3 protein-coding genes and 1 pseudogene are annotated in these 3,333 nt (G+C 66.7%); 3 read left to right on the plus strand and 1 reads right to left on the minus strand.

Going from position 1 to position 3,333, the window contains the following annotated elements:
• The 3 genes and pseudogenes from G3N64_RS38535 to G3N64_RS38545 all read left to right on the plus strand — a co-directional run.
• Positions 1 to 1,109: pseudogene (locus tag G3N64_RS38535) on the plus strand (chromosome segregation protein SMC); the annotation flags it as partial.
• A 122-nt stretch (positions 1,110 to 1,231) separates the two neighbouring features.
• Entirely contained in the window at positions 1,232 to 1,756 is a 525-nt protein-coding gene (locus G3N64_RS38540) for an HD domain-containing protein (protein WP_021161966.1), read from the plus strand.
• Positions 1,757 to 1,765: 9 nt separating this feature from the next.
• Positions 1,766 to 2,452, plus strand: a complete 687-nt coding sequence (locus G3N64_RS38545) for a DUF429 domain-containing protein (protein WP_205788814.1) — start codon at positions 1,766 to 1,768, stop codon at positions 2,450 to 2,452.
• Between the two features lie 174 nt (positions 2,453 to 2,626).
• Here the strand turns inward: G3N64_RS38545 and G3N64_RS38550 are convergent, their stop codons facing one another.
• Complete coding sequence (locus G3N64_RS38550) at positions 2,627 to 3,097, minus strand: ATPase (RefSeq protein WP_205788815.1); 471 nt, start codon at positions 3,095 to 3,097, stop codon at positions 2,627 to 2,629.
• Positions 3,098 to 3,333 lie beyond the last annotated feature (236 nt).

Raw genomic sequence — 3,333 nt, forward strand, 5'->3', positions numbered from 1 at the left:
GGGTCGCCGCGATCCGCGCGGAGCTGGCCGCGCTCGAGGCGGGCGCGCGGCGGCTTGCCGCGGCGCTCGCGCCGGAATGGCTGACGAGCGGCGACTGGCCCGACGTCGCACGCCGGCTGACGATGCGCCTCTCGGCTGCCAGGGAACTTGCGCGTGCGATCGAACGCGCCGACGAAGCTGTGCGTCAGTCCGACGGCAAGGTCGCGGATGCGGCTGCCGCGGTGGCCGGTGCCGATGCGCGCATCCAGCCGCTGCTGCAACTGGCAGGCGTAGCGTCGATCGACGCGGCGCTGCCGCTGGCTGAACGCTCGGATCGCCAGCGCCAGCTTCGGCAGGCGGTCGATGCCGCGCACGAGGCACTGGTGCGCGATGGCGACGGCCTGTCCCGGTCAGCCGTCGAAGCCGAAGTCGCGGAACAGGACATCGCCGACGTACCGGCGCACCTTGAAGCGGTGAAGCAGTCGCTCGACGATGTCGGCAAGCGGCTGAACGCGCTTTCACAGCAGCAGGTCGTGGCCGATCAGGCGTTCGGCGCGATCGATGGCCAGGCGAACGCGGCCGTTGCCGAGTCGAAGCGGCAGGAAGCACTGGCGGCGATGGGCGATGCCGCCGAACAGTATCTGGAGGCGGCCACTGCGAGCCGGTTGCTGAAGTGGGCGACGGATCGCTATCGCGACCAGAAGCAGGGGCCGATGCTCAGGCGCGCGGGCGAGATCTTCGCCGGGCTCACGCTGGGCGAATTCGCGCGGCTGACCGTCGATACCGAACGGACGCCGCCTGCACTGTATGCACGGCGGACGAAGGGAGCCTCGGTCGAGGTCGCCGGGTTGAGTGAAGGGACGCGTGACCAGTTGTTCCTCGCGCTGCGGATCGCGGCGCTGGAGCTGCAGCTCGGCAGTCGGACCGCGCTGCCGTTCGTGGCCGACGACCTGTTCATCAACTTCGACGACGCGCGCGCGAAGGCCGGCCTCGATGCGCTGCGCGATCTGTCGACGCGCACCCAGGTGCTGTTCCTGACGCACCACGACCACCTGCTGCCGCTCGTGAGGGACGTATTCGGCGCGCGGGTCAACGTGGTCGAGCTGCAACGCGCGCCGGTGGGGGCGTGATGCGGTGCGTGCGGGGATGCCGGCGCACGGGCAGGGTCATCGCGTACGGGTAGTATGTGCGGTTCCGAAATGCGCGCGGCCGGTTCTGCCGGTCGCGGGTCTGGCCACACGAGGGGGGGAATATGAAAAAGCTGGTAGCCGCCATTGCGTTCGCGGCGGACAAGCATCGCAATCAGCGGCGCAAGGATGAAGAAGCGTCTCCGTATATCAATCATCCGATCGCGCTCGCCGACGTGCTGGCCAACGAGGCCGGTGTCGAGGACGAGCGCGTGATCGTCGCGGCCGTGCTGCATGACACGGTCGAGGATACCGAGACGACCGAGCAGGAATTGCTGCGATTGTTCGGCAAGGACGTGGCGGACATCGTGATGGAAGTCACCGACGACAAGTCGCTGCCGAAGGAGGAGCGCAAGCGCTTGCAGGTCGAGCATGCGGCGACCATCAGCCGGCGTGCGAAGCTCGTGAAGCTGGCCGACAAGATCTGCAACCTGCGCGACATCGCGCGGCACCCGCCCGCGGACTGGCCGCTCGAACGCAAGCAGGCGTATTTCGACTGGGCGAAGTCGGTCGTCGATCCGATGCGCGGCGTGCATCCCGGTCTCGAGGCGATCTTCGACGCCGCTTACGACGCACGGCCGGCGGACTGAGTCGCACGCATGCGATCGGCCCGATCCATCGGATCCGCCGCGCGGCAATCGCCAGCCGTGGCGGGTGTCGACGTGGGTGGCGAAAAGAAGCAATGCGATCTCGTGATCCTGCACGGACCGACGGTCGTCTGCCGCGAGGAGCGGATCGCGCCCGAGGCGGTGCCTGCGCTGTGTCTCGCCCATGACGTCGTGGCCGTCGGTGTCGACGCACCGAGCCTGTGGTGGACGGGGAGCGGGCGCCGGGCGGCCGAACAGGCGCTCGCGCGCGAACGGATCTCGTGCTTTCCGACGCCGTCGCGGGAGCAGGCGGTCGCGAGCATGTCAGGCTTCTTCGACTGGATGTTCACGGGAGAGCGCGTCTACCGCGCGCTTGCGGATGCTTATCCGCTGCTGACCGGCGCGCACTATGCGGGCGGACGCGCGAGCTTCGAAACCTATCCTTATGCGATTACCTGCGCGATGCTGGGCAAGGCCGTTGCATCGGCGAAGCAGAAACGCAACCAGCGTCGGCAATTACTGGAGCGACTGGGGATCGACGTGTCGACGCTGAAGTCCGTCGATGCGCGAGACGCGACCCTTTGCGCGTTGACGGCGCAATACGTCATCGACGGGAGGGCACACGCGTATGGCGATGCGGAGGGCGGATATATCCGCGTGCCGATCGTGAGCGAAGCGATCGTTCTCGACGCACTGTAGCCGATTGCGTCGTGCGGTCCGGGCGAGGGGGTAGCGAAAAGGTGAGCTTTTGCGGGAGGGCGGCGGCCGGTGCGCCGACGAACGCGTCAGGCTGCGCTGCCGGCCGGCGAGCATCGGAATGGCTGGCGCACAGGACATGACGCCGGTGCGCGACGCGATTCCGAGCGGCGTTGCTCAATCCTCGAGGATGGCTTTCGGCACGCTGGACAGATCGCAGGCTTGCGCCTGTTCGAAGTAGCCTTCGGCATCGTCGATCATCACGACTGCGACGTCGATCAGCTCGTCGAGCCGTTGCAGCAGCGATTCACGCCACTCGATGTCTTCGTCGCGCTCGGGTGTCTTGTCCAGTTGCTCGATGATCGAATCGGCCGTCTGCAGGAAGGGAATCGCCTGCTGATAGTTCTCGATCGAGACCATCGCCGCGTTGCGCGCGCCGACGAGTCGCTCGCGGTGCTCGTCCGCCAGTTCGGATTCGCCGCTGATCCGCGGCAATACATCCGAGATGCGTTGCAGAAGCGGCGGAGCCTGTTCTTCCAGGATGACGGCGCGCTCGCGCAGCGCTGCATATTCGTCGCGAAGGTCGGCGTCGCCGGGTTGAGTGGTGCTGTCCATCGTGGATATGAGTGCGTGGTTCGGTCGCGGCATGATACTCGACAGCACCGGATTCCTTGCCTGTTCCGCGACCCTATATATAGGGGGCAAGAGGCATACGTCACATCGATAATAGATGGTGGCTCGCGGCCCGCCGAGCCTAAAGCCCCCGTGCGCGGCAGCGCACGGGGGCTTTTTCAAAATATTTTCACCAAGGGGCTTGCGCGGATGGGGGCGGATGCTTAGAATCACGCCTCTTTCGCGCTAACGGAAACGCGGCGCGGAAGGGG

This window comes from Burkholderia sp. Ac-20344 (genome assembly GCF_017104975.1).
In the GTDB taxonomy this organism is placed as follows: domain Bacteria; phylum Pseudomonadota; class Gammaproteobacteria; order Burkholderiales; family Burkholderiaceae; genus Burkholderia.

Bases quoted from the DNA above. Each gene is read 5' to 3' on its own strand.
- G3N64_RS38540 (WP_021161966.1), top strand. From the start codon at position 1,232: ATGAAAAAGCTGGTAGCCGCCATTGCGTTCGCGGCGGACAAGCATCGC.
- G3N64_RS38545 (WP_205788814.1), top strand. From the start codon at position 1,766: ATGCGATCGGCCCGATCCATCGGATCCGCCGCGCGGCAATCGCCAGCC.
- G3N64_RS38550 (WP_205788815.1), bottom strand. From the start codon at position 3,097: ATGCCGCGACCGAACCACGCACTCATATCCACGATGGACAGCACCACT.